This is a genomic window from Actinomyces sp. oral taxon 169, from assembly GCF_013394715.1.
Classification (GTDB): Bacteria; Actinomycetota; Actinomycetes; order Actinomycetales; family Actinomycetaceae; genus Actinomyces.
Genome location: NZ_CP058259.1, coordinates 2,227,824 through 2,254,108 on the forward strand (window position 1 = coordinate 2,227,824; position 26,285 = coordinate 2,254,108).

Annotated in this window: 21 protein-coding genes; 14 read left to right on the top strand and 7 right to left on the bottom strand. The window is 70.8% G+C overall.

Annotation, left to right across the window (positions count from 1 at the left end):
- Positions 1 to 34: 34 nt before the first annotated feature.
- Genes HW274_RS09455 through HW274_RS09465 form a run of 3 tightly spaced genes read right to left on the bottom strand, consistent with a single transcriptional unit; the run spans position 35 to position 4,295 of the window.
- The gene (locus tag HW274_RS09455) at positions 35 to 1,717 is read right to left on the bottom strand and encodes a multicopper oxidase domain-containing protein (protein WP_185988690.1); all 1,683 of its coding nucleotides are present in this window, start codon (positions 1,715 to 1,717) and stop codon (positions 35 to 37) included.
- Positions 1,714 to 3,117 carry a hypothetical protein gene (locus tag HW274_RS09460; RefSeq protein WP_185988691.1) on the bottom strand — a complete coding sequence of 468 codons (1,404 nt, stop codon included), beginning with the start codon at positions 3,115 to 3,117 and terminating at the stop codon, positions 1,714 to 1,716. Before HW274_RS09460 ends, HW274_RS09455 begins: the two co-directional genes overlap by 4 nt.
- Positions 3,114 to 4,295: a hypothetical protein gene (locus tag HW274_RS09465; protein WP_185988692.1), complete on the bottom strand. Its 1,182-nt coding sequence runs from the start codon at positions 4,293 to 4,295 to the stop codon at positions 3,114 to 3,116. The genes HW274_RS09460 and HW274_RS09465 overlap by 4 nt, the downstream gene beginning before the upstream one ends.
- A gap of 256 nt (positions 4,296 to 4,551) precedes the next feature.
- Here HW274_RS09465 and HW274_RS09470 point away from each other — a divergent pair, with 256 nt between their 5' ends.
- The 3 genes from HW274_RS09470 to HW274_RS09480 all read left to right on the top strand — a co-directional run bounded on the left by HW274_RS09470 (position 4,552) and on the right by HW274_RS09480 (position 6,499).
- Positions 4,552 to 4,848, top strand: a complete 297-nt coding sequence (locus HW274_RS09470; RefSeq protein ID WP_003785642.1) for a DUF2249 domain-containing protein — start codon at positions 4,552 to 4,554, stop codon at positions 4,846 to 4,848.
- Between the two features lie 127 nt (positions 4,849 to 4,975).
- On the top strand, positions 4,976 to 6,166 hold the full coding sequence (moaA, locus tag HW274_RS09475) for a GTP 3',8-cyclase MoaA (protein ID WP_185988693.1): 1,191 nt from the start codon (positions 4,976 to 4,978) through the stop codon (positions 6,164 to 6,166).
- Between the two features lie 21 nt (positions 6,167 to 6,187).
- Positions 6,188 to 6,499, top strand: a complete 312-nt coding sequence (locus HW274_RS09480) for a MoaD/ThiS family protein (RefSeq protein WP_185988694.1) — start codon at positions 6,188 to 6,190, stop codon at positions 6,497 to 6,499.
- An 87-nt stretch (positions 6,500 to 6,586) separates the two neighbouring features.
- Here the strand turns inward: HW274_RS09480 and HW274_RS09485 are convergent, their stop codons facing one another.
- The gene (locus HW274_RS09485; RefSeq protein WP_185988695.1) at positions 6,587 to 7,054 is read right to left on the bottom strand and encodes a molybdenum cofactor biosynthesis protein MoaE; all 468 of its coding nucleotides are present in this window, start codon (positions 7,052 to 7,054) and stop codon (positions 6,587 to 6,589) included.
- Between the two features lie 178 nt (positions 7,055 to 7,232).
- Here HW274_RS09485 and glp point away from each other — a divergent pair, with 178 nt between their 5' ends.
- The 3 genes from glp to HW274_RS09500 all read left to right on the top strand — a co-directional run bounded on the left by glp (position 7,233) and on the right by HW274_RS09500 (position 9,847).
- Positions 7,233 to 8,567 carry a gephyrin-like molybdotransferase Glp gene (glp, locus tag HW274_RS09490; RefSeq protein WP_185988696.1) on the top strand — a complete coding sequence of 445 codons (1,335 nt, stop codon included), beginning with the start codon at positions 7,233 to 7,235 and terminating at the stop codon, positions 8,565 to 8,567.
- Between the two features lie 88 nt (positions 8,568 to 8,655).
- Positions 8,656 to 9,168 carry a cyclic pyranopterin monophosphate synthase MoaC gene (gene moaC / locus HW274_RS09495; RefSeq protein ID WP_185988697.1) on the top strand — a complete coding sequence of 171 codons (513 nt, stop codon included), beginning with the start codon at positions 8,656 to 8,658 and terminating at the stop codon, positions 9,166 to 9,168.
- Positions 9,169 to 9,187: 19 nt separating this feature from the next.
- Positions 9,188 to 9,847 (top strand): molybdenum cofactor guanylyltransferase, encoded by a 660-nt coding sequence (locus HW274_RS09500; protein ID WP_185989606.1) that lies wholly within the window; start codon positions 9,188 to 9,190, stop codon positions 9,845 to 9,847.
- Positions 9,848 to 9,890: 43 nt separating this feature from the next.
- Here the strand turns inward: HW274_RS09500 and HW274_RS09505 are convergent, their stop codons facing one another.
- The gene (locus tag HW274_RS09505; protein WP_075375287.1) at positions 9,891 to 10,424 is read right to left on the bottom strand and encodes a molybdenum cofactor biosynthesis protein B; all 534 of its coding nucleotides are present in this window, start codon (positions 10,422 to 10,424) and stop codon (positions 9,891 to 9,893) included.
- A 319-nt stretch (positions 10,425 to 10,743) separates the two neighbouring features.
- Here HW274_RS09505 and HW274_RS09510 point away from each other — a divergent pair, with 319 nt between their 5' ends.
- The 8 genes from HW274_RS09510 (at position 10,744) to moeB (ending at position 23,765) form a co-directional block, all read left to right on the top strand.
- A complete protein-coding gene (locus HW274_RS09510) occupies positions 10,744 to 12,075 on the top strand; it encodes an MFS transporter (protein WP_075375259.1) in 1,332 nt (443 codons plus the stop codon).
- A gap of 213 nt (positions 12,076 to 12,288) precedes the next feature.
- Positions 12,289 to 16,065 carry a nitrate reductase subunit alpha gene (locus tag HW274_RS09515; RefSeq protein WP_221935774.1) on the top strand — a complete coding sequence of 1,259 codons (3,777 nt, stop codon included), beginning with the start codon at positions 12,289 to 12,291 and terminating at the stop codon, positions 16,063 to 16,065.
- On the top strand, positions 16,065 to 17,741 hold the full coding sequence (gene narH / locus HW274_RS09520; RefSeq protein WP_185988698.1) for a nitrate reductase subunit beta: 1,677 nt from the start codon (positions 16,065 to 16,067) through the stop codon (positions 17,739 to 17,741). Before HW274_RS09515 ends, narH begins: the two co-directional genes overlap by 1 nt.
- Before the next feature lies 1 nt (position 17,742).
- Complete coding sequence (narJ, locus tag HW274_RS09525; RefSeq protein WP_075254574.1) at positions 17,743 to 18,510, top strand: nitrate reductase molybdenum cofactor assembly chaperone; 768 nt, start codon at positions 17,743 to 17,745, stop codon at positions 18,508 to 18,510.
- Positions 18,507 to 19,295 carry a respiratory nitrate reductase subunit gamma gene (narI, locus tag HW274_RS09530; RefSeq protein WP_185988699.1) on the top strand — a complete coding sequence of 263 codons (789 nt, stop codon included), beginning with the start codon at positions 18,507 to 18,509 and terminating at the stop codon, positions 19,293 to 19,295. The genes narJ and narI overlap by 4 nt, the downstream gene beginning before the upstream one ends.
- 31 nt (positions 19,296 to 19,326) lie before the next feature.
- A complete protein-coding gene (gene modA / locus HW274_RS09535; RefSeq protein WP_185988700.1) occupies positions 19,327 to 20,307 on the top strand; it encodes a molybdate ABC transporter substrate-binding protein in 981 nt (326 codons plus the stop codon).
- A gap of 42 nt (positions 20,308 to 20,349) precedes the next feature.
- Positions 20,350 to 22,476 carry an ABC transporter permease gene (locus HW274_RS09540; RefSeq protein ID WP_185988701.1) on the top strand — a complete coding sequence of 709 codons (2,127 nt, stop codon included), beginning with the start codon at positions 20,350 to 20,352 and terminating at the stop codon, positions 22,474 to 22,476.
- A gap of 41 nt (positions 22,477 to 22,517) precedes the next feature.
- A complete protein-coding gene (moeB, locus tag HW274_RS09545; RefSeq protein WP_185988702.1) occupies positions 22,518 to 23,765 on the top strand; it encodes a molybdopterin-synthase adenylyltransferase MoeB in 1,248 nt (415 codons plus the stop codon).
- A 289-nt stretch (positions 23,766 to 24,054) separates the two neighbouring features.
- On the opposite strand, the gene HW274_RS09550 is transcribed toward moeB, so the two are convergent.
- Together HW274_RS09550 and HW274_RS09555 are read right to left on the bottom strand one after the other, a co-directional pair.
- On the bottom strand, positions 24,055 to 25,170 hold the full coding sequence (locus HW274_RS09550) for an iron chelate uptake ABC transporter family permease subunit (RefSeq protein ID WP_185988703.1): 1,116 nt from the start codon (positions 25,168 to 25,170) through the stop codon (positions 24,055 to 24,057).
- On the bottom strand, positions 25,167 to 26,150 hold the full coding sequence (locus HW274_RS09555) for an iron ABC transporter permease (protein ID WP_256692508.1): 984 nt from the start codon (positions 26,148 to 26,150) through the stop codon (positions 25,167 to 25,169). Before HW274_RS09555 ends, HW274_RS09550 begins: the two co-directional genes overlap by 4 nt.
- Positions 26,151 to 26,285: the final 135 nt, after the last annotated feature.

A 26,285-nucleotide genomic window follows, 5' to 3' on the forward strand; every position in this document is an offset into this window, starting at 1 on the left:
GGTGCTGCGAGTCCTCGTCTGAGGCGCCCGCGGTTCAGGCGCTGACCTCCAGGACGCCGTGAGCTCCCTTCTCCATGTCGGCGAAGGAGTGCGTCACGAACACGTAGTGTCCCGGCTCGGAGGCGACGCACTCGACGAATCCGCCCTGAGCCGGCTGCAGGCCGAGGGACTGGGAGCCGCCGGACCAGGCGGCCCCGATCCGGTTCGGGCCGCCCAGGGTCCAGGCCCCCTCGAAGAAGACCTGATCGAACTGCAGGCCGACGGTGTGGAACGACGTCGGAAGGGAGGGCCCGGCGGCCATGACCCAGAAGCGCACGCGCTCTCCGACCTTGGCCTTGAGCGGCTGCTGGTGGTACTGGAAGGCCACCCCGTTGAAGGTCATGAGGTCGGGGGTCTTGGCGGCGATCTTGTCCGTGTTGGGCTCGCCGCCCTCGGGGCCGAGGTAGACCTCGGAGGCGACGATGACGTACTCGCGGTCCACGGCCGCCAGCCCCGGCGGATCAATGATGACGGCCCCGTGCATGCCGGCGGCCAGGTGCAGGCTCATCGGCGAGGTGGAGCAGTGGTAGAGCCAGATCCCGGAGTGCTGGGCCTTGAAGGTGTAGACGAGGGACTCCCCGGGGTTGATCGAGCGCATCGCCTGATCGGGCGGGGTGATCCCGGCGTGGAAGTCCAGGGAGTGGCTCATCGTGCCGTCGTTGACCAGGGTGATCTCGAAGGTGTCCCCCACCTTGCCTCGCAGGACGGGGCCGGGGACCTGCCCGTTGAAGGTCAGGCGCCGCTGGGTGACGCCGGCGCCGACCGGCATGACCTGTTCCTTGACGGTGAAGGTGTGCCGGTGGGTCATGGGGCCGCCGTCGGGACTGGTGGGGGCCGGTGGCAGGGCGGCGTCGAAGGCCTTGAAGCCGGCGGGCAGCTGGGCCGAGTAGTCGGGAACCGCGTCCTTGCCGGAGCCGGCCGGCTTGCTCTGGCCACCGCCGTGCTGGTGGGCGCCGGCGGCCGCCCCGCCCGCGGTGACGTGGAAGACCATGCCCTGGGCGCGGTGGCCGGCGATGGAGCACCAGCCCTCGATCGGGCCCGCGACGATGCCGGCGTCGAGGGTGCCCTTGGCTCTGGCGGCGATGCGCCCGGTGGTCTGGCCGGTGGCCAGGACGAGGTCGTGGACCTGGTCGGCGGTGTTGTCCAGGGTGATGACGAGCCGGTCGCCGGGGGTGACGTCGACCGTGTCCGGTACGAACCGCAGGCCCTCCACCGTGATGGTGGCGTTGACGGTGTTGCCGGTGGGCGTGACGTCCTGGGTGGTTCCGCCCTGACTGCGGTTGCCGATGACGCTGCCGACGACGACGGCCGCTCCGGCGGTGAGCAGTCCCATGAGGACGCCACGGCGGTCGGCGGGCTGGAGCAGGCCGCCCGAGGGCGATTGGGCAGTCCCGTCTCCCGCCGCCCGGCCGGCCCCTCCGGTCAGGGGGCGGCGGTTGCGGTCAATGGCGGGGGCGGTACCGGCCGTCACCGCTCGGCGGTGAGCGCTCTCGGGCTTATCGGTGCCCGCCGCCGCGCGCCCGGCAGTGTCGCCGGGGGTGTGGGCCGTAGTGCCGGCGCCGCTGCGCTCGGTCTCCTGGGAGGCAGTGTCCTGGGAAGGGGCGTTCTCGGAGGCGGCGGCTTCGGGAGAGGCGGCCTCATCAGGGGATGGTGCCTGCGCGTCGGGCGTCTTCGTCATCGGGTTCCCCTTCGGGGCTGGGCGGGCCGGTGGCCCGCGGGGTCGGAGGTGGGGTCGGCGTCGGCCGGGGTGCGTGGGGTACGCGGCGGGCGCATGCGCTGGGAAAGCTCACGCAGGCTGAGGATCATGCCCGCCAGCAGGTAGGAGGTCACCAGCGCGGCCAGGGCTCCGGCGACGACGCGCACCTGCCAGGGCGCCCCCGGGTAGAGCGCCAGCAGGAGGCAGGCGTTGGCGGCGGTGACCCGGTAGGCGGCGAAGCAGTCCATGATCGCGTTGGTGGCCCGCGTGGCCGTGGGGCCGCCGCCGAGCATCACCGGGGTGAGGTAGCTCAGGGCCGCCACGAGGATCTGCAGGGCGAAGCCCGCCGCCAGGGGCAGGCGCAGGGAGTGGATGACCTCACGGGCAGCGGCGGCGTCGTCGGCCAGCGCCATGCGGGCCCCCAGGACGGCGACGCAGCCGATGAACCAGGCCACCGAGGCCGCGGCGGAGGCCGTGGCGAAGGAGGTCGGCGGGACCCGACGGGCGGTGCGGTACGCGGGCACGAGGACGGCGCAGGCGCCGCCGAGGTAGACCAGGGTGCCCAGGCCCGCCAGGGGCGGCCACAGCCCGCAGGCGGCCACCAGCGCGGTGCCGCCCACGAGGTAGGGCAGGCCGCGGGTGGTCCAGCGCGGTGCGACCGGCTCCATGGGGGTGCGCAGCATCGTGGGCCACAGGACGGTGAGCGTGCCCAGGACCGTGGTGCCCACGAAGCCCAGCAGCATGGTGGTCGTGTGGGCCAGGTAGAAACCGTCGGCCAGGGCGGAGCGCCCGTGGGCGTTGGACCAGGCGATGAGGAAGCCCAGGAGCGCGCCGGTGGCCAGCAGGACCAGGGCGACGGCGTAGTGGAGGGCCAGGGAGGCCAGGCGCGGGGCGATGGCGCGCCGGTACTGCACGGTGATGGCCACGACGCCCGCAATGGCCTGGGCCATGACGATGACCGCCCCGATGAGCGCCACCACCTGCTGGCCCATGGTGATGCCGGTGAGCACGACGGCAGTGCCGAGGCTATGGGCGTAGAGGCGCGCGTCCAGGAGCGTGGCGCCGCCCAGGGCCGGGCGGTGCAGGAGGGTGTCGGCGAAGTGGGCGGACCAGATGGTGATGGCGCTGCCGATCCCGCCCAGGAGCAGGGCGTGCAGAGGCAGCCAGGTGCCCCAGGAGACCAGCGGGCCCACGATGGTCAGGGCCGCCAGGACCGCGGCGATGAGCAGCCAGGCCATGACCAGGGCGTTGCGACGCACCTGGGTGGTGCGCCGGGAGGGCTTCTTGGCGGGGCGGCCCGGACCGTTTGCTCGTCCGGGGCCGGGAAGCGAGCCGGGCCGAGGGGCGGACCCGGTACCGGGAGAACCGATGGACAGGCTCATGCGGGACTACCTCCCGTCTGCGACGTCGTCGTCCCGGATGCCACAGCCGCAGCCTGCGGTCTTGCCCTCACCGGCTTGCGGATGCTGCCGGAGGTCAGGACGCGCCCCAGGGTGAGGACCATGAAGACGAGAATCGCCGCTACTCCTACGGCACCGCCGACCTTCCAGACCGAGGAGGCCTCCGCCAGCAGGCCGACGACGCGCACCACCAGGCCGGCATGCAGCAGAACGTAGGGCAGCCACATGAGCCGGTGGTAGGGCAGGGCCCGGTGGACGATCGCGGGGATGATGACCGGGGCGTGGGCCAGGATCATGGAGAAGGCGAAGCCCACCGCGATGCAGTGGATGACGATCTCGTAGGCGGCCCCGTTCAAGCCCTGCAGGCCCCACAGCGACCACACCGCCCCGGCGAGGGCGAGCCACACGTAGCCGGCGAGCATGGAGGCCGCCATGAAGCGCACCCCGCTGCGCAGGCGGACCGTGCGTCGGGCGACGTCGTAGTAGGCCATGACGACAGCCAGTCCCAGCAGGGCCGGGCCGACCACGAGGTGGGAGCCCGGTGCAATGAGCAGCAGGCAGGCGCCCAGGACCGCTGCGCCGGAGAGCGCCTCGACGACGGTCTCCACCATCTCGTCGAGGAAGGCGATGCGGGCCAGCTCCAGGCGTTCGCCGACGATGGTGAGCGTGGGGAAGAGCAGCCACAGCGGGACGACGTCCTCCATGCCACGCCCACCCAGCCACAGAATGTCCCCCAGCAGGAGGGCGGCCCCGCCCATGGCCTCAACATCGACGGCGGCGCTGGGGGCGCGCCGGTGAACCCGCAGGTAGATGGCGCACAGGACGACGGCGGCACCGGTCATGAGCCCCCGGCCGACGACGTCGGGAGCACCGGCCATGAGGGCCAGGCAGCCCGCGGCACTTCCCAGCGGGGCGAGGAAGGCCCAGGGGGTGCGGGCGGCGACCGCCCGTTCCAGGGCGATGACGGTCCCCAGGAAGCCGACGAGCATGAGGGGGCCGTGGAGCGCCGCCAGCTCGGCCCCATTGACGGGGGCCGGCAGGTTGAGGCGCAGGAGGGCGGCGTTGAGTCCCATGAGGATGCAGGCGGCGCCCAGGGCCAAGGCCACCAGGCGCGGCGCCACGCGGCTGGTCAGCGCCCGGCTGAGTCGGTCCGTCTCCACGGCCCAACCGTATCCAACAGCGCCGCAAACCCACGCACTCGCATCGACAAACATCGACAGAAACTTCATGGACGACACGGCTCCGCGTCGTCTATGAAGTTTCGGTAGGTTTGTGTGGGCTGGCCGCGCCGGTGGTGGACTGCCCTGCCCACGAAGGTGGACAGCGTTCCACTGGAGGTGGACAGTCGTTCCGGCCGACCCTGCGGTGGTAGTAAGGTCACGCCCACCAGTACGAAACACTCCGAAGGAGAGCCCTATGAGCGAGAGCCCCGAGCTGCTGCCCGTCACTGAGAAGAAGTCCAGCTGCGGCTGCCACGAGCACAGCGACGAGCGCCTCACCCTGGACGCGCGCGCCATCCCGCACCGTCTGCGCCACGCCGCCGTCATCGGCGCCGCCTCCTCCCTCAACCCCGGTGAGGGCTTCGACCTGGTGGCCCCGCACGTGCCCACCCCGCTGTTGGCCCAGATCGACCAGCTGCCCTTCACCTTCCAGCACACGCTGCTGGAGCAGTCCGAGGGCTTCGCCCGCGTCGAGATCCTGCGTACCGCCTGATCCGCGCCTCAGCGCGGCCGGTCGGCGGGAGACACCCGAGGCCCCGAGCCCTCGGCTCCGGCCACGGGCTCGGGGCCTCGTCGGGTCTCACACCATGCCGCCGGCGCGCTCCCGATATGCTCAACGCATGACGCCAGCACCACTCGATGCCGCGGTCGTCGGCCCGAGCAGGAGCCGTGGAACCTCCGCGGACCTGCCCATGCCGACGACCCGGCCGGTGCTGCCCGAGCTGCCCGAAGGTCCCGGCCCGTCGGCCCCGGCTGCCGACGGCGTCCCCCAGCAGCTGGTCGACCGATACGGGCGGACCGTGCGTGACCTGCGCCTGTCCATCACGGACCGCTGCAACCTGCGTTGCACCTACTGCATGCCCGCGCAGGGGCTCCAGTGGCTGCCCACCCCGGATCTGCTGACCACCGCCGAGCTCACCCGCCTGGGGCGCATCGCCGTCGAGCGCCTGGGAGTCGAGCGGATCCGCCTGACCGGTGGCGAGCCGCTGCTGCGACGCGACCTGGAGGAGATCGTCGAAGCGCTGTCCGCCCTGCGGACCTCAGCCGGGGCCAAGCCGGACATCGCCCTGACCACGAACGGCCTGGGCCTGGAGAAGCGGGCCGCCGGACTGCGGGCGGCCGGCCTTGACCGCGTCAACATCTCCATCGACTCCCTGGACCCGCAGGACTACGCCGCCATCACTCGCCGAGACCGGCTCGCCGACGTCCTGACGGGGATCGCCGGCGCCCAGGAGGCGGGCCTGGCCCCCATCAAGGTCAATGCCGTGGCCGTGCCCGCCACTGTGGAGGAACGCGCGCCGCGACTCCTGGCCGAGTGCCTGCGCCGCGGCTGGCAGCTGCGGTTCATCGAGCACATGCCGCTGGGCCCCCGCGAGACCTGGAGCAGCCAGGACGTCGTCGGCGTCGATCAGATCCTGGGGGTGCTGCGGGGGGCCGGATTCATCCTCACCGAGGTGGGCCGCCCGGACCGTCGTCCGGCGGCGCTGTGGCGCGTCGCCGCCGGAAGCGCGTTGGGCCAGGAGCATCCACCCGGGACGGTGGGCGTCATCGCCTCGGTCACCGCCCCCTTCTGCTCGGACTGCGACCGCACCCGCATCACGGCCGACGGGCGTCTCATGACCTGCCTGTTCTCCAGTACCGAGACGGACCTGCGCGGCCCCATGCGCGCCGGGGCCAACGACGACGAGCTCATCCGCATCTGGGCCGGCGCCACTTGGGGCAAGCCCCGCGCGCATGGCTCGGACAATCCCCACACCGAGAGCGACGGCTTCGCTCGCCCGCAGCGCACCATGTCGGCCATCGGTGGCTGACCCGAATCCTCAGGAGCCCCCATGACGAACCCCTCCCCCGAGCCGTCCCCCCAGGCGGGCGCGCACCCCGGTCAGGCGCAGATCTCTGTGACCATACGCTACTTCGCCGCGGCCACTGAGGCCGCCGGGCGCCCCGAGGAGCGCCTGGACCTGCCCGCCGGCACGACTCTGGCGGCTCTGCGCGAGCAGCTCTCCGGCCGGGGCCTGGAGATGGCGCGGGTCATCCCGATCTGCAGCTTCCTCGTCAACTCGGTCTCCACCCCGGCGGACTCGCTCACGCCCCTGGCCGACGGCGACGCCGTCGACGTGCTCCCGCCCTTCGCCGGCGGATGACGACCGCATCAAGCCGGGCGGTTGTCGCACAGTCCGACCGTTCTTCCTCCCGGCTGCCCGAGACGTTCCCGGCTCGACGGCAAGACGTCAGGCGATGTTGCTCCACTGACTCGAGCCGTCGGTGAAGGTCTGGCGCTTCCACACGGGCAGGCGCTCCTTGACCTCCTCGACGATCTGGCTGCACACGGCGAAGGCCTCGGCGCGGTGGTCGGAACTGACGGCGACCGCGAGCGCCGCCTCCCCGACGCTCAGGTCGCCGACGCGGTGGACGACGCCCAGGGCACGCACCCGCCCCTGCTGGGCCACGTCCTGGGCAATCTGCTCGACGACCTGGCCGGCCGTGGGGTGGCAGGAGTAGCCGATGCCGGTGACGGCGCGCTCGGCGTCGTGGTTGCGGACCACGCCCTCGAAGGTGACGACGGCGCCGGCGGCCGCGTCCTGGACGGCGTCGGCGAGCTCGGTGACGCTGATGGGCGCCTCGGTGACCTCGGCGCGGACCACGCGGGCCGTGGGAGCCGGGAGCGGCCGGCTGGGCTGGTCAGGGCTGAGCGTCACGGGGTCTCCTCGATCGGGATGGCGGGCTGGGGGTGATCGGATGGTCGGCCGCGAGCATACCCATGTGGGCTTCCCCAGCTGAACGGGCATGATAGGCCCCGGGATGCTCGGGCACCGGCCCCGCGTCCACCCGCCCCGCGTTGCACCCCACAGGGCGCCCGCTGAAGGAAGGACCGCTATGGCGCAGATGATTCCGCTGGAGGACTACGTCTCCCAGGTGCTGGAGGCCCTCTCACCCCTGGAGGGCGGCCGTGTGCCGCTGGGGCGGGCGCACCGCCGGGTGCTGGCCGAGGACGTGACCGCCGCCGTGCCGGTGCCGCCGTGGACGAACTCGGCGATGGACGGCTACGCGGTGCGCGCGAAGGACACGACCGGCGCCTGCCCGCTCACGCCCGTGGTGCTGCCGGTGAGCGGGGATGTTCCGGCCGGCGCCGCACCGCGGCCCCTCGTGGAGGGAACCGCCCAGCGGATCATGACCGGGGCGATGCTGCCCGAGGGCGCGGACGCCGTGGTCAAGGTGGAGGACACCGACCAGGCTCCCGGCCCGCACCCGATTCCTGAGCGCGTCGAGATCCGCGCGGCGGCGACCCCGGGCCTCAGCGTGCGCCGCGCCGGGGAGGACGTGGCGGCGGGTGATCCGGTCATGGCGGCGGGGACGAGGCTGTCGGCGGCGGCCATCTCCGCCCTGGCCTCCGTGGGGCTCGGCTCGGTGCTGGTGCGGCCGCAGGTGCGCGTGGCGGTGGTCTCCACCGGGGCCGAGCTGCGTGACGCCGGCCAGGCGCTGGAGCCCGGGAGGATCCCCGACTCCAACTCCCTGCTGCTGGCGGGGCTGGTCGCCGAGCAGGGGGCCGTGTGCACGAGCGTGGCCCGCAGCGGCGACACGGCCGAGGCCCTGGCCAGGGTGCTGCAGCAGGCCGCGTCCGGCGCCGACCTCATCGTCACCTCCGGGGGCGTGTCCGCGGGGGCCTTCGACCCTCTGACGATGCTGGCTCAGGCGCAGCGCGGCGAGCAGGCCCCGGTGCATCTGGACTTCGTCAAGGTGGCCATGCAGCCGGGCAAGCCCCAGGGGCACGGCTGGGTGCTCGCCGACGACGGCCGGCGGGTGCCGATCATCTGCCTGCCGGGCAACCCGGTGAGTGTCCTGGTCTCCTTCACCACGATCGTGGCCCCGGCGCTGGCCCGTCTGGCCGGGCAGGATGCGGCAGGCGGCACCGAGCCGCTTCCGGGTCGGCCTGTCCTGACGGCGCGTGCGGCGGTGGGCTGGCGGACCCCGCCGGGGCGACGCCAGCACGTGCCGGTGCGCTTCACCGAGGCCCCCGCCGGCTCCGGAGTCCGTTCCGACGTCGGCGACGGTGCGGGCCTGCCCTGGGTGACGCCCACCCACCGGCTGGGCTCCGGCTCGCACCTGGTGGCCTCGCTGCCTGCCGCGCAGGCGCTGGCGGTGGTGGCCGCCGAGGTGGAGGCGGTCGAGATCGGCGACGAGCTGCCCCTCATCCCGCTGACCGCCTCCTAGCGCCCGCCGGCCGCCTGTGACGGCCGCCGGTGAGAGCCACGAGTCGCATCCACGACGCACGATCCCGTACCCCTGTGAAGGAGCCCCTGTGACTACCCGCCCCGAGATCACCCTCACCCACCTGGACGAGGCGGGCGCCGCCTACATGGTGGATGTCACCGCCAAGACCCCGACCGTGCGCGAGGCCCGCGCCACCGCCTTCGTGGCCTGCTCGGAGGCGATCGTGGACGCCCTGCGCAGCGGCTCTGTCCCCAAGGGCGACGTGCTCGCCGTGGCCCGCGTGGCCGGGATCGCGGCGACGAAGAAGGTCCCCGAGCTCCTCCCCCTGGCGCATGTCATTGGTGTGCACGGGGCGCGCGTGGACCTGGAGATCGTCGACGGCGGCGTGCGCATCGAGACCACGGTGCGCACGGCCGACCGCACGGGCGTGGAGATGGAGGCCCTCACCGCCGCCACCGTGGCGGGACTGGCGATCGTCGACATGGTCAAGGGAGTGGACCGGGACGTCGAGCTGCGAGAGGCCAAGGTGGTCGCCAAGTCCGGGGGACGCTCAGGGGACTGGTTGCGCGGTGACCGCGGTGACCGCGGTGACGCTGCCTGAGCAGACGGTCGGCGCCATCATGAGCACCGCGGATGCGGCCGAAGTCACCGAGGTCGCCGATGGCGCCGAGGTCGCCGATGTCATTGTGCTGGCCGGCGGGACCGGGGCTCGGCTGGACGGAGCCTCCAAGCCCGACGTCGTCGCCCGGGGGCTGCGCCTGCTCGACCACGTGCTGGCCGGTCTGGAGCATCTGCGGACGCAGGGTCTCCCGCTCGGGCGCGTGTGCGTTGTCGCCCCGGCAGAGGTCGCTCTGCCCGGAGGCGTCCTACGGGCGCTGGAGGACCCTCCCCTAGGAGGACCCGTCGCCGGGATCGGAGCCGGGCTGGATGTCCTAGGACGGAGCGCCCCGGTTGCGGGACTGGCCGGGATCCTCACCTGCGACGCGCCCTTGTCCTGGAGGGCGCTGCCGGCCCTGCACCGGGCGCTGGCGCAGGCCGGGCCGGAGCTGGACGGCGTCTGCGCCCGCGACGGCGAGCACACCCAGTACCTGCTGGGCCTCTACCGCCGCCGAGCACTGGCCGCGGCCGTCGCCCCGGACGGCGCGCCTCTGCGGGACACGGCTGTGCGCCGGGCACTCGGGACGCTCCGCGTCAGGGCCATCCCCACGGCTCGCGATGTCGTGCGGGATCTGGACACCTGGGCCGAGGTCCATTCCTGGGACTCGGGCCGCTCCGAGTAGCAGCCCGGCTCAATCCGAATCGCTCAGTAGTGCTCGAGCGTGCTCAGTGGTCGCCGCCGCCGAGCTGCTCCAGGACATGGGGCACCAGGGGGCCGACGACGGCAACGGTGTCCTTGACCCCACCGCGCGAGCCGGGGGCGTTGATGACCAGGGCGCCGTCGTCGCCGCGAGAGGTCACGCCTACCAGCCCGCGGGACAGTCCCGCCAGCGGTGTCTTGGTCAGCCCGTGGGCGCGGATCTGCGCCTCGATGCCCTCGATACGGGTCTCCAGCAGTGGTGCCGTCGCCTCCGGGGTGAGGTCCCGAGGGGTCACCCCGGTACCGCCGGTGGTCAGGACCACCCGGGCGCCGCCGGCCACCGCCCGCCTGATCGCCTCACGCACCGGCTCAACACCGTCGGGCACGAGGTCCACCTTCTCGACGACGACGTCGTGCTCAGCCAGGAGGCGCTGGGCCAGCGGGCCGGAGAGGTCCTCTCTCTCACCACTGACGCAGCGGTCGGAGACGGTGATGACGGCGCCCTTGACGGGCTCGGGCAGGGCCGCCAGGCCCTTCTGGACGATGGGGGTCTCACTCATGGACCCACCGTAGTCCGCATACACCCCGCGCGGCTCCTCCGTCTCCCACCCGGAGTTTCAAGGGCAACACGTCCCGATCCAACCGGCAACCTCAATTAGGCAACTGACATTGAACCTAATTCACCGCCCTTAGTCACCTCTGAGATGTCGGTTTCGCCTCGTATTGCTCAGACATTCGTCCCTTGCATGAAGATCTGACCAACTCAATGCATCATTGAGCGCGGTGTGAGTCCGCAGGCTTTCACCGACCCTCTCCAAACAGTCTCAGGTCCAGGGCGCTGTCGCCCAGCGGGCCGAGCCCCACAACAGCAGGAGCCCTATGTCCACGCTCGACACCTCCGGTCGCGTCCTCACAGGGTGGAACCCTGAAGAGCCGGAGAACTGGTCCGCGAAGATCGCCTGGACCACTCTGACCATCTCGACCTACTCGATGATCCTGGCCTTCTGCGTCTGGTTACTCCCCAGCGCGATCGCCCCCAAGCTCACCGAGATCGGCTTCAAGCTCACTGAGAGCCAGCTGTACTGGCTCGCCGCCATGCCCGGCCTGTCCTGCGGCCTGATCCGCCTCATCTACATGTTCCTGCCGCCGATCGTCGGCACCCGCAAGCTCGTCGCATGGTCGTCCCTGCTCTACGCTCTGCCGATGCTCGGCTGGTTCTTCGCGGTGCAGAGCACCGAGACGAGCTTCGGGACACTGCTCGCCCTGGCCTTCGCCTGCGGGATCGGGGGCGGCTCGTTCTCCGGCTACATGCCCTCGACCGGCTACTTCTTCCCCAAGCGGCTGACCGGTACCGCCCTGGGGATCCAGGCGGGCGTCGGGAACATGGGAATGAGCATCATCCAGCTGCTGAGCCCCTGGCTCATGGGTTTCGGTCTGCTGGGCATCACCTGGATCGCCCCCCAGCACGCCGGCAGCGGCCAAGTGTGGGTCCACAACGTGGCCGTCTTCTTCATCCCGTGGACCATCGTGGCCGCGGTCCTCGCCTTCGCCCTGCTCAAGGACGTCCCGGTCAAGGCCAACATCCGCCAGCAGATCGATATCTTCACCAACCCCGACACCTGGTACATGACGCTCATGTACGTGGCGACCTTCGGGCTGTTCTCCGGGTTCGCCGCACAGTTCGGACTCCTCATCAAGAACACCTACGGGCCTGGCTCGCCCCTGGCCCACCACTTCGACAAGTCCCTGCTGCCCCTGGGTGCGACCTACGCCTTCCTCGGGCCGCTGATCGGGTCGGTGGTCCGAATGCTGTGGGGACCCCTGTGCGACCGCTTCGGCGGGGCCATCTGGACCTTCATCTCCATCGTGGGAATGGGCGCCACACTCGCCGTCACCACCTTCTACCTCCACCCGACCGATCCGGCGCAGTTCCCCGGCTTCCTGTGGTCCATGCTGGCGATGTTCTTCTTCTCCGGCCTGGGTAACGCCGGCACCTTCAAGCAGATGCCGATGATCATGCCCAAGCGGCAGGCCGGCGGCGCCATCGGCTTCACGGCCGCCGTTGCCAGCCTGGGCCCCTTCATCGTCGGCGTCGCCATCGCCTCCCTGGGCACCACCGCCTGGTTCTGGATCTCGGTCGCCTACTGCGCCGTGTGCGCGGTCATCTGCTGGCTGCGCTACGCGCGACCGGGAGCCCCGTTCCCGGGCTGAGTTCCCACATCCGGCATCCGTTCGGAACGCCCACAACTGTCTGACGGGCTCGGCGGCTCACGGCTCACCCGCCCGCCTGCCCCGTCGAGGGGGCAGCGCCCGCCCGGTCGCCATCGGCCGGACCGCCGCCAGCCAGCCAGCCCCAGGCTGACCACTGATGAACACAGACACACCATTGACCACCCACCAGCTTCACGGATCAAAGGACCATTGATGAGCACCACCGGCTCCCAGACCACCGGCCCCGGGATCGTTCCTGGACCCGACCAGCAGGTCGAGAACGCCCCCGGACTGCTCACGCTGGGCTCGTACCTGCGTCGAGGACAAGCCTCTGCCGACGCCCGCCGCCTGTTCCTCACCGGAGGGCGCGAGGCCGACACCTTCTACCGCCACCGGTGGAGCCACGACAAGATGGTCCACTCCACCCACGGGGTCAACTGCACCGGGTCGTGCGCCTGGGAGGTCTACGTCTCCGATGGCATCATCACCTGGGAGAAGCAGATCACCGACTACCCCACCACGGGGCCGGACATGCCCGAGTACGAGCCCCGCGGCTGCCCGCGCGGCGCGGCCTTCTCCTGGTACACCTACTCCCCCACGCGCATCCGCTACCCCTACGTGCGCTCGGTCCTGCTGGACGCCTTCCGCGCCGCGAAGGCCGACAACGACGGCGACCCGGTCGCCGCCTGGGCGCAGGTCACCGGTGACCCCGCCACCGCCAAGGCCTACAAGTCCGCCCGAGGCAAGGGCGGCATGGTCCGCGTGGGCTGGGACGAGGCCATGGAGATCGTCGCGGCCGCCTACGTCCACACCATCCGCACCTGGGGTCCGGACCGCATCGCCGGCTTCAGCGTCATCCCGGCCATGTCCCAGGTCTCCTACGGAGCCGGAGGCCGCCTCCACGAGCTCATCGGCGGCACGATGCTCTCCTTCTACGACTGGTACGCCGACCTGCCCCCGGCCTCACCCCAGGTCTTCGGTGACCAGACCGACGTCCCCGAGGCCGGCGACTGGTACAACGCCCAGTACCTCATGATGTGGGGCTCCAACCTGCCGCTGACCCGCACCCCGGACGCCCACTTCATGACCGAGGCCCGTTACCACGGGCAGAAGGTCGTGGCCGTCTCCCCCGACTACGCCGACAACACCAAGTTCGCCGACCAGTGGCTGCGCGTGGCCCCGGGCACCGACGGCGCCCTGGCCCAGGCGATGGGGCACGTCATCCTCTCGGAGTTCCACGTCAAGCGCGAGGAGTCCTTCTTCCTGGACTACATGCGCCGTCACACCGACTCCCCCTTCCTCATCAGTCTGGACCCCTCCCCCGACGGCACCGGCTACGTGCCCGGGCGCTTCGTGACGGCCTCCGACGTCAACGGCGTCGCCACCGGCGCCCCGAAGAACGAGTTCCGCCCCCTCGTGTGGGACCGCGAGCGCGGCCCGGCCGACCCCGGCGGCACCCTGGCCGACCGCTTCACCCCCGAGGGTGAGGGCAAGTGGAACCTGCTCATGGAGGGTGTCGACCCGGTCATGAGCATCCTGGACCTGCACGGCCAGGGCCCCCAGGTTCAGGCCGCCGAGGTGCTCCTGCCCCGCTTCGACCTGCCCGGCTCCTCCACCCCCGAGGGCTCCGTGGGCGGCGGCGTCGTGCGCCGCGGCGTGCCGGTCACCCGCATCGGTGACCGGATGGTCACCACCGTCTACGACCTGCTCCTGGCCCAGTACGCCGTCGAGCGCCCGTCCATGCCTGGCGAGTGGCCCGCGGACTACCAGGACGCCACCGTCCCGGGCACTCCCGCCTGGGCCAGCGAGATCACCGGCGTTCCCGGCCCCGCCATCATCCAGGTAGCGCGCGACTTCGCCCTCAACGCCGTGGAGTCCGGCGGCCGCTCCCAGATCGTCATGGGCGCGGGCATCAACCACTACTACCACGCCGACCAGATCTACCGGACGATCCTGGCGCTGACCTCCATGTGCGCCACCCAGGGCGTCAACGGCGGCGGCTGGGCCCACTACGTGGGTCAGGAGAAGGTCCGCCCGCTCAGCGGCTTCCAGCAGTACGCCTTCGCCCTGGACTGGCACCGCCCGGCCCGACAGATGATCTCCACCGGCTTCTGGTACCTCACCACCGACCAGTGGCGCTACGACAACACCTCCGCCGAGCGCCTGGCCTCCCCGCTGGGGCCCGGCACCCTGGCGGGCAAGACCACGACCGACGCCATGGTCGAAGCCATGAAGCGCGGGTGGACGCCGTCCTACCCGACCTTCAACCGCAGCCCGCTGCTCCTGGGCCAGCAGGCCGCCGAGGCGGGCATGGACCCCAAGGACTACATCGTCGAGCAGCTGCGCTCCGGTGAGCTGCGCTTCGCCTGCGAGGACCCCGACGCCCCCGAGAACTTCCCGCGCATCCTGTGCTCGTGGCGCACGAACCTGCTGGGCAGCTCGGCCAAGGGCACGGAGTTCTTCCTGCGCCACATGGTGGGTGCGGATAACGACGTCAACGCCGTCGAGACCCCGGCCGAGCAGCGGCCCGCCTCGGTGACCTGGCGCGACGAGGCCCCCGTGGGCAAGCTCGACCTCATGTGGACCGCGGACTTCCGCAACACCTCCACCACCCTGCACTCCGACGTCGTCCTGCCGGCGGCCACCTGGTACGAGAAGCACGACATCTCCTCGACCGACATGCACCCCTTCGTGCACTCCTTCAACGCGGCCATCGACCCGCCCTGGGAGGCGCGCACCGACTTCCAGGTCTTCCAGACCCTGGCCGGGCTCATCTCCGCCTGGGCGCCGCGCTACCTGGGCACCCAGACCGACGTCGTCGCCGCACCCCTGACGCACGACACCCCCGACGCCATGACGATGGCGCACGGTGACGTGTCCTCCCTCCCCCAGGAGTGGGTGCCGGGAGTGACGATGCCCAAGCTGGTGCCCACCGAGCGCGACTACACCCAGATCCAGGCCAAGTTCGACGCCCTGGGCCCCCTGGCCGAGAAGCTGGGGATTCCCTGCAAGGGCATCATGCTCAAGCCGGGTCCGGAGGTGGAGCGCCTGTCCCGTAACCACGGGGTCTCCTCCGACGGCGTGGCCGCCGGCCGGCCGCTGCTCGACACCGACATCCGCGCCGCCGACGCCATCTTCACGCTGTCGGGCACCACCAACGGGCGCATCGCCACCGAGGGCTGGGACACGCTGTCCAAGCGCACCGGAACCACGCTGGTCGAGCTCAGCGAGGAGGAGGCAGGCAAGCACATCTCCTTCGCCGACACCCAGGTCAAGCCCCAGGGAGTCATCACCTCCCCGGAGTGGTCCGGCTCCGAGCACGGCGGACGGCGCTACTCGGCCTTCGTGGTCAACGTGGAGCACGCCAAGCCCTGGCACACCCTGACCGGGCGCATGCACTACTACCTCGACCACGACTGGATGCGAGACATGGGCGAGTCCCTGCCGATCTTCCGGCCGCCACTGGACTTCCACGCCCTGTACGGGGAGGCCGCACCGGGCTCGGTGTCCACGAGCCAGGCGGGCACGGCGGAGGTCGCGGTGCGCTACATCACCGCGCACAACAAGTGGGCGATCCACTCGCAGTACTTCGACAACCTGCACATGCTCACGCTGGGACGCGGGGGCCAGACCATCTGGATGAGCCCCCAGGACGCCGACAAGATCGGCGTCAAGGACAACGAGTGGGTTGAGGCCTACAACCGCAACGGCATCGTGGCGGCGCGCGCCGTCGTCTCCCACCGCATCCCCGAGGGCATGGTCTTCATGCACCACGCCCAGGAGCGCACCATGAACACCCCGCTGACAGAGTCCAGCGGCAGGCGAGGCGGGACGCACAACTCCCTGACCCGGATCGTGCTCAAGCCCAGCCACTTCGCAGGCGGCTACGGGCAGCTGTCCTACGCCTTCAACTACATCGGCCCCACGGGCAACAACCGCGACGAGGTCACGCTTATCCGTCGCCGCAGCAACCAGGAGGTGACTTTCTGATGAAGGTCATGGCCCAGATCGCAATGGTGATGAACCTCGACAAGTGCATCGGCTGCCACACCTGTTCAGTGACCTGCAAGCAGGCCTGGACCAACCGCGAGGGCACCGAGTACATGTGGTTCAACAACGTCGAGACCCGCCCTGGTGTCGGCTACCCCAAGGGCTGGGAGGACCAGGACACCTGGCGCGGCGGCTGGGAGCGCACGGCCTCGGGCCGCCTGCGGCCCCGCTCGGGCGGGCGCCTGCGCCGCCTGGTCAACATCTTCGCCAACCCGGAGATGCCCACGGTCGAGGACTACTACGAGCCGTGGACCTACGAGTACGACAAGCTGCTCTCGGCCCCCAAGGACTCGCCGGCGATTCCGGTGGCGCGCGCCAAGAGCCAGCTGACCGGCGAGTACATGCCCACCATCAAGTGGGGTCCCAACTGGGATGACGACCTGGGCGGCTCCATGGAGACCCTCCAGCAGGACCCGATCATCGAGGCGATGAGCACGAAGGTGCGCACCGACATCGAGTCGGCCTTCATGTTCTACCTGCCGCGCATCTGCGAGCACTGCCTCAACCCCACCTGCGTGTCCGCCTGCCCGTCGGGCGCCATGTACAAGCGCACTGAGGACGGCATCGTCCTGGTGGACCAGGACGCCTGCCGCGGCTGGCGCATGTGTGTGTCCTCCTGCCCTTACAAGAAGGTCTACTTCAACCACGCCACCGGCAAGGCCGAGAAGTGCACCCTGTGCTACCCGCGCCTGGAGATCGGCCAGCCCACTGTGTGCTCGGAGACCTGTGTGGGCCGCCTGCGCTACCTGGGCGTCCTCCTCTACGACGCCGATCGCGTCTCGCAGGCCGCCGCCGTCAAGGACCCGCAGGACCTGTACATGGCCCAGCGCGAGATCCTCCTCAACCCCCACGACCCCGAGGTCGTGGCGGGCGCGCGCGCCGAGGGCGTGCCGGACAACTGGATCGAGGCGGCTCAGGCCTCCCCCATCTGGGACCTCATCGACACCTACGAGGTGGCCCTGCCCCTGCACCCCGAGTACCGCACCATGCCGATGGTCTGGTACATCCCGCCGCTCTCCCCGGTCGTTGACGAGGTCGCGGCCGCAGGCCTGGACGGCGAGAACTACAAGGTGCTGCTGACGGCCGTCTCCGACATGCGCATTCCGCTGGAGTACCTGGCGGGCCTGTTCACGGCCGGCGAGACCAACACGGTCGAGCTCGTGCTGCGGCGCCTGGCCGCGATGCGCTCCCACATGCGCGACGTGCGCCTGGGCCGCGAGCCCGACCCGGCCATCGCCGCCGCCGTGGGCCTGGACGGCAAGAAACTGGAGGCCATGTACCGCCTGCTGGCCATCGCCAAGTACGACGACCGCTACGTCATCCCCACCGCCAAGCCCGAGGTCCCCCGCGGCATGGAGTCCATGGGCAACGACGTCATGACCCTTCTGGGTGAGGGGGCCCCGGCCGGGTGCCACCCCGACGTCGCCTCCTTCCACGGCCAGGGCGGCGGCATCAACAACGGCCCGGTGAGCCTGCCGCTGCCGACCGTGCGCCGCGAGCCGGTGCCGGCCGCCGGCCCGGGCATGCCGCAGGTCGGTGTGCCTGAGCCGGTGGGGCAGGCCCCGGCGGCCGACTCCTCGACCGGCCCCGCGGTCGCGGCCCCCAGGGATCTCTGAGATGGTCTCCTTCGTCCGCGCCCCCCGGGTTCTTGAGAAACCCGCCGAGGTGCAACTGACGCCCTCCCAGCGAGCCACCGTGCACATGGCGGCCTCGCTGCTGCTGGACTACCCGGCCGAGGGGACTCTGGAGACGCGCCTGAGCGCCGTCGAGGCCGAGCTGGCCACGCTACCGGCGGAGGTGGCCGTCCTCCTGGAGGAGTTCATCGCTCAGGCGCGGCGCCGCGGCGAGCGGGCCATGGCCGAGCACTACGTGGAGGTCTTCGACCGACGTCGGCGCTGCTGCCTGTACCTGACGTACTACACGGTGGGTGACACCCGACACCGGGGCGCCGCACTGCTGGCCTTCAAGCAGGCGCTGGCGGCGGCCGGCTACGAGATGGCCGCCGATGAGCTGCCCGACTACCTGCCGGTGGTCCTCGAGCTGTCCGCGCGCAGCGGTGACGAGGTAGCGGGAACGCTCTTGTCCTCCCACCGCGAGGGCATCGAGGTGCTGCGCAGCGCCCTGGCCGACGCCGCCTCCCCCTACGCGGGGCTGGTGGAGGCCGTCTCGATGACTCTGCCGCAGATCGACGAGGCCACCGCCGAGCGCGTGCGCGCCCTCGTGGCGGCCGGACCACCCACCGAGACCGTCGGTGTCACCAATACCCTGCCCTTCCCGACCATTCCCGTGCGCAACCCGAGCCTGTCCGGTGCACCCGCCGTGCCGGGCTCGGCACCAGTCGCCGATCCTTCCCCCTTCACGAGCAGCCAGGAGAGCATGACATGAGCCCGATTCAGCAGAACCTCATGTGGGTGGCCCTGCCCTACGCCAGCCTGGTGCTGCTGGTGGCAGGCATGATCTGGCGGTGGCGCACCGACCAGTTCGGCTGGACCTCCCGATCCTCGCAGTGGAACGAGTCCCGCATCCTGCGCCTGGCATCCCCCCTGTTCCACCTGGGCTTCCTCATGGTGATGGGCGGTCACGTCGTCGGGCTGCTGGTGCCCAAGGACGTCACCGAGATGCTGGGCGTCTCCCAGCACATGTACCACCTGGGCGCCACCTACCTGGGAACCTTGGCAGCCATCCTGACGATCGTGGGCCTGGTCGGGCTCATCTACCGGCGCATCGTCGTCAAGAGCGTGCGCCTGGCCACCACCCGCAACGACCTCGTCATGTACTGCTTCCTCATCATCCCGATCCTGCTGGGAACGGCGGCCACGGTCCTCAACCAGCTCACCGATGCCCACGGCTACGACTACCGCGAGACGATTAGCCCCTGGCTGCGCTCGGTGCTGGTGCTCCAGCCGCGCCCCGAGCTCATGACCGATGTGCCGATCTCCTTCAAGCTCCACGTCATCGCGGGCTTCCTGCTCCTGGCGATCTGGCCCTTCACCCGCCTGGTCCACGTGGTCTCCGCGCCTGTGGGCTATGTGACTCGCCCCTACGTGGTCTATCGTTCGCGTGAGGGGGCCACTTCCACCGCACGGCCATCGCGCGGATGGACCCCAGTACACACTCAGGGTACCGGCAACCAAGGAACCAACGACGTTACCCCTTCTCAGGGCGCCTGATCCCGGCTGCCCTACCCCGAAAGGACAACGTATGGGTATCACTCGTCGTGCGGCCATCGCCGCCGTCAGCCTGCTCTCCGCCGTCTCTCTGGCCGCCTGCGGCGGCTCCGCCTCCAACAGCTCCACCGGCGCCGCTTCAAGCGCCGCCTCCGCAAGCGGCTCAGGTGCCTCCCAGAAGGCCACTGGCAAGGTCACGGTCCTGGCCGCCGCCTCTCTTCAGAAGGCCTTCGAGGAGATCGAGAAGACCGTGGAGAAGGACAACCCCGGCCTGGACGTCACCTTCGACTTCCAGGGCTCCCAGGACCTGGTAGCCTCCCTGGCAGGTGGCGACAGCGCCGACGTCCTGGCCACGGCCAACAACTCCACGATGAAGACCGCTGCGGAGCAGAAGCTGGTCGGGAACCAGACCGAGTTCGCCACCAACGTCCTGACCCTCATCGTCCCCAAGGGCAACCCCAAGAAGATCACCGGGTTGGACTCGTCGCTGGACGGCGCCAACCTGGTCATCTGCGCCCCCGAGGTGCCCTGCGGTGAGGCCACCAAGAAGCTCGCCGAGGCCCAGGGAATCACCCTCAACCCGGTCTCCGAGGAGCAGAAGGTGACCGACGTGCGCGGCAAGGTCGAGTCCGGTGAGGCCGACGCCGGCATCGTCTACACCACCGACGCCGCGGCCGCCAAGGACAAGACGGACAAGATCGACATCCCCGACGGCGGCGTCGTCAACCACTACCCGATCGCTCCGACGGCCAAGCCCGAGAACCCCGCGGGCGCCCAGGCCTTCATCGACGCCGTCACCGGCAAGGCCGGCCAGGAGATCCTGGCCAAGCACGGCTTCGGCAAGCCCGGCAGCTCCACTGCCGGGGCGAGTGCCGGGGCCTCCGCCGCGGGTAGCGCGGCGGCCGGCACCGGGGCCAGCTCAGGGGCCAGCACTGCCCCGTCTCAGGCCGCGCCCGCTGAGGGGTCCTCCTCCCCGGAGGCGAACAAGCCCACCGCACAGACGACTGCTCCGTGACGGCTTGCAGGCCTGACTCGGAGACCTGGTAGACATGAGTCTGTGAACCAGATGTCCCCCACTGCACGCTCCGAGCAGCAGTCGGTACGGCGGCCCGTCCGCGCCCTTTCTCGGCGTGGGCGGGCCGCTCGTTCGCCTCTGCCCGTCCTCGTCACGGCCCTGGCCGTCTTGGGGGGCTGCGCGATCGTCCTGCCCCTGGTGGGTATGGGGACGCGCGTGTCCTGGGGGCAGCTCCCCCAGCTGCTGGCGACACCGTCGGCGCAGGCCGCCCTGTGGCTCTCGATCCGCACCTGCCTGACCTCCACAGCCATCTGTGTGGTGCTGGGCGTGCCGCTGGCACTGCTGCTGGCCCGCAGCTGGCCCGGGGTGAGGATCGCGCGAATCCTTGCGGTGCTGCCGATGACGATGCCGCCGGTGGTGGCCGGTATCGCGTTGCTGTCCACCTTGGGCAACCGCGGCCTGCTGGGGGCGTACCTGAAGGAGTGGGGGGTGCCCATCGCCTTCTCCACCACCGCGGTGGTCATCGCCCAGGTGTTCGTCTCCATGCCTTTCCTGGTGGTCACCCTGGAGGCTGCGCTGCGCAGCCGCGACAAGCGGGCCGAAGTCACCGCGCGGAGCCTCGGGGCCGGCCCATGGCGGGTTCTGGCGCAGGTGACGCTGCCGCTGGCAACGCCCGCCCTGGCTCGGGGCACGGCCCTGGCCCTGGGCCGGAGCCTGGGCGAGTTCGGGGCGACCATCGCCTTCGCCGGCTCCAAGGAGGGCGTCACTCGCACAATGCCCTTGGCCATCTACCTGGAGCGGGAGAAGGATACGGCCACATCCCTGGCCCTGGCCGCCGTGCTCATCGGCCTGTCCTTCGTCATCGTCGGGGCGACCAACATCGACTGGGGCACGGCGGCCTCCCACCTGCTGCCCCACCACAGGCGCCAGGAGCACCAGGACCACGACGCCGCCGGTTCGGAGCCCCGAGGCGCGCAGGCCTCGACGCCGTCCAAGGGCGAGCGGACTTCCGAGTCACCTCGGGGCGGCGGGCACGGCCAGGACCTGCAGGTGGCCTTTGAGCTGCCGCAGCGCGACGTCGTCGTCGACCTGGAGGTGGAGGCGGGGCGCACGACGGCACTCATCGGCCCCAACGGCTCGGGCAAGTCGACGGTCTGCTCCGTGGTGGCCGGCCTGCTGGACGCCGAGAACGGCCAGGTCGTGCTGGGCGGACGAGTCCTGGACGGCCCCGGGGGCTTCGTGCGGGCGGGGCGGCGCCAGGTGGCGCTGCTCAGCCAGGAGCCGGGCGTCTTCACCCACATGTCCGTGCTGGGCAACGTGGTCTTCGCGCTGCGCTGCCAGGGGGTAAGCCGGGCGGAGGCGACGCGTCGGGCCCGAGCCGAGCTGGCCGCCGTCGGGGCCGATCACCTGGCCTCCCGCCCGGGAGGCGCACTCTCGGGAGGGCAGGCGGCCCGGGTGGCCTTGGCTCGGGCGCTGGCAACGGGGCCCCGCCTGCTGGTCCTGGACGAGCCGATGGCCGCCCTGGACGTGACCGCCCGCCAGGAGATGCGCCGGCTGGTGGCGCGTCGATGCGCTGAGGAGGGGCTGACACTGCTGCTGGTGACCCATGACGTCCTGGACCTGACGGCGCTGGCCGAGGACGTCGTCGTCCTGGACCGGGGCCGCGTGGTGGAGCAGGGGCCGACGGCGAGGATCCTGTCCGCGCCGCGTTCGGACTTTGTCGCCCACTTGACGGGGACGGCCGTGCTCACGGGGGTCATTGACGGTGACGCCGAGACGCCGGGGCTGCGGCTGCCGTCCGGGCAGGTCGTTCACGGCCGCCCCCGGGAGGATGCCGCTGACGGGCACATCGGCGAGCAGGGTCACGGGGATAACCGCGACGAGGTGCTGCACCCCGGAGCGCCGGGTATTGCGCTGGTGCCGCCCGACGCCGTCGCCCTCTACCGGCAGGCGCCGCACGGCAGTCCCCGCAACGTCCTGACCGGCAGGGTGACGGGGCTGGAGCGCTCCGGGGCGCTGGTGAGTGTGCGCCTGGAGCTGGAGGAGGGGCAGCGGCTGTCGGCGGCGGTCACCGCGGGAGCCGTGGCCGAGCTCGGCATCACCGAGGGCCGGGAGGTCTGCTGCGTCATCAAGGCGGTGCAGGTGCGTATCCTGGCTCGCCGGGGTTGAGGACCACGGCACTGAGACGTTGAGAGAAGGACCGGGTGTAGATGAGGGAGGGCGACGTGAGCGCTGTTGAGGGAAGCGAGCGCAATGGGGTCTGCGGATCGGTGATTGCCGAGGAGCGTCTACGACCGCTGAGCCACGATGAGCTGGAGCGCTACCACCGCAATGCGCTCGTGCCGCAGGTGGGGCTCGTGGGGCAGCAGCGCATCCGCGCGTCTCGGATCCTGCTCATCGGTGCCGGCGGGCTTGGGGCGCCGGCGGCCCTGTACCTGGCGGCCGCCGGAGTGGGGACGATCGGGCTTATTGACGACGACGAGGTCGACGTGTCCAACCTGCAGCGACAGGTCATCCATGCCACGGCCGCCGTGGGACGTCCCAAGGTGGACTCGGCGGCCGAGGCGATCAGGGCGCTCAATCCCGATGTTGAGGTCGTTGCCCACCGGACTCGGTTGACGGCGGACAATGCCCGGGACCTGCTGGGCGGCTGGGACGTGGTTATCGACGGCACGGACAACTTCCCCACGCGGTATCTGGTCAATGACGCCGCCGTCATGCTGGGGCTGCCGCTGGTGCACGGGGCGGTGTTGGGCTTCAACGGGCAGGTGGGGGTCTTCGACGCGCGCCGGGGCCCGTGCTACCGGTGCCTGCACCCCGCCCCGCCGCCCGCAGGTTCCGTGCCCTCCTGCGCGGAGGCCGGGGTGCTGGGAGTGCTGCCCGGCATCATCGGGACGATGCAGGCCGCTGAGGCGCTCAAGCTGGTGATCGGCGGCGGGCAGCCGCTGCTGGGGAGGCTGGCGTTGCTCGACGCCTGGGGGGCGCACCTGCGGGAGATTCCGGTGGCGAAGAACCCGGCCTGCCCGGTGTGTGGGGAGAACCCGAGTATCACTGCGCTGGTCACGGAGGCTGATGCCTGCGTGATTCCCCGGACTCCCGAGGCCGAGACGCAACCGCAGGAGCCCGGCTCCGGGGGTGAGGCCCTGGGGGCAGGAGTGGGGGGTGTCTCTGCGGCCGAGCTGAGGAGGCTCCTGGAGAGCGCCGAGCCGCCGGCGCTGCTGGATGTGCGTGAGGACATCGAGGTGGCGCTCGAGCCGATGGAAGGCGCTCTGCACATTCCGTTGCGTGAGGTCGTGGCACGGATGGACGAGCTCGACCCGGGCCGGCTGACGGTGGTGGTGTGCGCCGCTGGGGTGCGCTCGGCCCGCGCCATCGAGGCGCTGAAGGCAGCGGGCTTCCCCGGCCGACTCCTCAACCTCGAGGGCGGCATGAAGGCCTGGTCATCTGGCCGATCTTGACCGCGGCATCAGCGGGCCTCGGTGTCACGGTTGGCGACTTTTAGGCCGTCCATCGGCTGACGTGCCCGGGCCTGTAGGGCTCTGAACTGCGCATATGTGCCGGACAGTGATGGCCATTGGCCAGGGGGTGCTCTTAAAAGTCGCCGATTGTGACACCGCTTATGGAGTGAGCCTGGTGGTCTGTGGTGTGAGCGTGTGCTGAGGGTTAGTGGCCCTGGGCTTCTTCGGCGTCGTCGGTGAGGTAGGTGACGATACGGACCAGGTCGTACTCTGCCTCTCTGCCACAACCTCAGCCGGCCCGCTCCGCACGCCCCAGGGGAGCCATGAGCAGCCAGACGAGGTAAAGCCCACCCACCGCAGCGCTGACCAGACCCACCGGGATCTGGAAGGGGCTGAGCAGCCGTTGCGCCAGAAAATCAGCCCCGCCCAGCAGCACCGCTCCCATGGCCGCCGAGGCGATCATGGTCATCCCAGCCGACCGGCTCAGCCGGCGCGCCAGCTGCGGTGCGGCCAGGGCGATGAAACCGATCGGTCCCGCCGTCGCCACGCAGATCGCCGCCAGCACGACGCCGTAGCCGAGCATCGCGCCGCGCACTCTGCCAACCCGCAGTCCCAGGCTGGTTGCGGCGTCGTCGCCCATCTCCAGCAGACTCGCAGGCCGCACGAGCCACACCACCTGAATCAGCAGCACGGCGGCAGCCAGAGCCAGGGGCTTGACCTGCCCCCACGAAATCGCGTTGAAGGAACCGTACTGCCAGGCCTTGGCCGTCTCGGCACTAGGCAGACTGGCTTGGGAGATGAGGTAGCTGTTGGCCGCCGAGAGCATCTCGGAGATGGCGACCCCGGTCAGGATCAGGTTGTCGCCGCCCACGCCACCGCGCCGCGACACAAGAGCAACCACCGCCGCGGTCGCAAATCCTCCGAGGACCGCCCCCACCGAGACCTGGAGATCACTCGCCGACGCCGCCAGCAGGAGCATGAACAACCCACCGCTGGAGGCACCGGTCGTGAACCCCACAATGTCGGGGCTGCCCAGGGGATTTCGTGACAGGCTCTGGAAGACAGCACCCGACAGCGCCAGCATCGCCCCCACCAGCGCCGCCGCGACCGCGCGCGGAAGCCGCTGGTTGAGCACGAAGAAGCGATCCATCCTGCTTCCAGATCCCGTCAGCAGTGTGTGCAGCGCGTCGGCCCCGGAGATGTTGTAGGCACCGAACAGCACCGAGACAGCCACCACGGCCAGCGCCGCAGCAAGCGCCAGCACCGTCACCACAGCGGCCCGCCGGTGGACGAGGAAAGCCCTGCGGCTTCCAACGGGGCATCGCAGCTGAGAGGCCGGGGCCCCGAGGCGCACACCGTCGGCCTCCGACGCCGGGCTACCGGCCGCGTCCCGAACCCTTCTCATCGTCCCCTCACCCCCATGCGCTGGATGACCATGACCAGCAGCACCGGACCGCCGATGAATGCGGTCACGACCCCCGCCTCCATCTCACCGGAGTCCAGGATGACCCGCCCGACGACGTCGGCGGCCAGCAGCAGGACTGGTCCGGCGACGAGGGAGACGGCCAGCAGCCTGCGCTGGTCAGCCCCCAGGGCCAGCCGCAGCACCTGCGGGACCACCAGCCCGACGAAGGAGATCGGCCCGACCGCCGCCGTCGACGCCCCACACAGCAGAGTGATCGAGGTCAGTGCCAGCGCCCGAGCGCGCCTCGGGCTGACCCCCAGCGCCTTGGCCTGCTCCTCCCCCAGCGCCAGGGCGTTGAGCGTGAGCCCCGAGGCCAGAGCCAGCACCAGCCCGACGGCGAGGAAGGGCGCCACCCACACCAGCAGCACCGCATCCCGGTCCGCCAGCGAGCCCAGAACCCAGAAGCGATAGGAGTCGAAGGTGACGGAGTCGTACATCGTGATGGTCCCGGTGATCGACCGCAGACTCGCCCCCAGGGCCACCCCGGCCAGCACGAGTCTTGCAGGTCCGGCGTCGGCGCTGCGCACCGACATGAGATGGACGAGGAAGGCGGCCAGGGCGGCCCCTGCGAAGGCGAACCAGAGGAAGTCACTCACATCTGTCAGCCCCAGCAGAGACATCGACAGGACCACCGACAGCGACGCGCCGGCATTGATGCCGAGAATGCCCGGCTCGGCCAGGGGATTGCGGGTCAGCCCCTGCATGACGACCCCCGCCACGGCCAGCGAGGCTCCCACCATGACCGCCAGGACGGTTCGCGGCATCCGCAGCTGCCAGACAATGACCGAGGCGACCGTCGTCCTGCCCGGCACGAAGGCACCGGCCACTTCCTCCAGCGTCAGACTGTGCGACCCAACGGCCAGGCTCACCAGGCACAGAAGCACCGACAGCACCCCGAGAACAAGGACGGTCCCACCCACCGGAACCCCCACTGACGTAGGGGCGGACCTCCCGGCAGACTCCTCACCACAGCCACGGCGGCGCTCCCACCACCGGGCGATCACGCCAGAGCTCCCGGCTGCGACTGACGAGCGACCTCCGCCACGTCCCCACCT

Excerpts from the sequence above, each read along its gene's own strand:
- HW274_RS09470 (WP_003785642.1), top strand. The coding sequence starts at position 4,552 with ATGAGCGAGAGCCCCGAGCTGCTGCCCGTCACTGAGAAGAAGTCCAGC.
- HW274_RS09460 (WP_185988691.1), bottom strand. The coding sequence starts at position 3,117 with ATGAGCCTGTCCATCGGTTCTCCCGGTACCGGGTCCGCCCCTCGGCCC.
- HW274_RS09505 (WP_075375287.1), bottom strand. The coding sequence starts at position 10,424 with ATGAGTGAGACCCCCATCGTCCAGAAGGGCCTGGCGGCCCTGCCCGAG.
- HW274_RS09480 (WP_185988694.1), top strand. The coding sequence starts at position 6,188 with ATGACGAACCCCTCCCCCGAGCCGTCCCCCCAGGCGGGCGCGCACCCC.
- HW274_RS09510 (WP_075375259.1), top strand. The coding sequence starts at position 10,744 with ATGTCCACGCTCGACACCTCCGGTCGCGTCCTCACAGGGTGGAACCCT.
- moaA (WP_185988693.1), top strand. The coding sequence starts at position 4,976 with ATGACGCCAGCACCACTCGATGCCGCGGTCGTCGGCCCGAGCAGGAGC.
- HW274_RS09550 (WP_185988703.1), bottom strand. The coding sequence starts at position 25,170 with ATGAGAAGGGTTCGGGACGCGGCCGGTAGCCCGGCGTCGGAGGCCGAC.
- modA (WP_185988700.1), top strand. The coding sequence starts at position 19,327 with ATGGGTATCACTCGTCGTGCGGCCATCGCCGCCGTCAGCCTGCTCTCC.
- narJ (WP_075254574.1), top strand. The coding sequence starts at position 17,743 with ATGGTCTCCTTCGTCCGCGCCCCCCGGGTTCTTGAGAAACCCGCCGAG.
- narI (WP_185988699.1), top strand. The coding sequence starts at position 18,507 with ATGAGCCCGATTCAGCAGAACCTCATGTGGGTGGCCCTGCCCTACGCC.
- HW274_RS09500 (WP_185989606.1), top strand. The coding sequence starts at position 9,188 with ATGAGCACCGCGGATGCGGCCGAAGTCACCGAGGTCGCCGATGGCGCC.
- moeB (WP_185988702.1), top strand. The coding sequence starts at position 22,518 with ATGAGGGAGGGCGACGTGAGCGCTGTTGAGGGAAGCGAGCGCAATGGG.
- HW274_RS09515 (WP_221935774.1), top strand. The coding sequence starts at position 12,289 with ATGAGCACCACCGGCTCCCAGACCACCGGCCCCGGGATCGTTCCTGGA.
- HW274_RS09455 (WP_185988690.1), bottom strand. The coding sequence starts at position 1,717 with ATGACGAAGACGCCCGACGCGCAGGCACCATCCCCTGATGAGGCCGCC.
- glp (WP_185988696.1), top strand. The coding sequence starts at position 7,233 with ATGGCGCAGATGATTCCGCTGGAGGACTACGTCTCCCAGGTGCTGGAG.
- narH (WP_185988698.1), top strand. The coding sequence starts at position 16,065 with ATGAAGGTCATGGCCCAGATCGCAATGGTGATGAACCTCGACAAGTGC.